Genomic DNA, 596 nt, shown 5'->3' with positions numbered 1-596 from the left:
CAGCCTGAGCACTGTGAGTGGCGACGTACGCAGTCTGTCGACCTCGATGTCTTCGGGCTTGGGTGTTCTTGCGAGTGGTGTCGGCAGTTTGTCTGCCTCGACATCTACAGCTCTGCGCACGAGCGCCGACGTGGTGATGAGCCTGTCGGCTTCGACCTCTTCGGGGTTGAGCGGTGTCATGAGCAGCCTGAGCACGGTGAACGGCGACATCCGCAGCCTGTCAGCCTCGACGTCATCAGGCTTAGGCACGGTCGGGAATGGCCTCAGTACTGCGAGCGTGCGCATCGACAGCCTCTCGACATCCATGTCTTCGGGGCTGGGTGCTGTCACCAGCAGCGTCAGCAGTTTGTCCGCCTCGACATCGACCGCATTGCGCGCGAGCACCGAGATGACCGTGAGCCTGTCGGCCTCGACGTCCTCAGGGTTGAGCAGTGTCACGAGCGGCTTGAGCACCGTGAGCGAAGACATCCGTAACTTGTCGACTTCGACGTCTTCAGGCTTGAGCACTGTCGCGAATGGCCTCAGTACGGCGAGTGGACGCATCGACAGCCTGTCGACCACCATGTCTTCGGGCTTGGATGCCGTCACTAGCGGCA

The 596-nt window shown here is 61.6% G+C and carries 1 protein-coding gene; it reads right to left on the bottom strand.

The window, feature by feature from the left end:
• Positions 1-564: hypothetical protein (locus BMG07_RS40960; protein ID WP_198089239.1), on the bottom strand; the 564-nt coding region annotated here is incomplete at its 3' end.
• Positions 565-596 lie beyond the last annotated feature (32 nt).

Source organism: Variovorax sp. E3 (genome assembly GCF_016082275.1).
GTDB lineage: Bacteria > Pseudomonadota > Gammaproteobacteria > Burkholderiales > Burkholderiaceae_C > Variovorax.
Note: the sequence above shows the minus strand (reverse complement) of the source record. Positions and strands in the feature narration are given on the sequence as shown.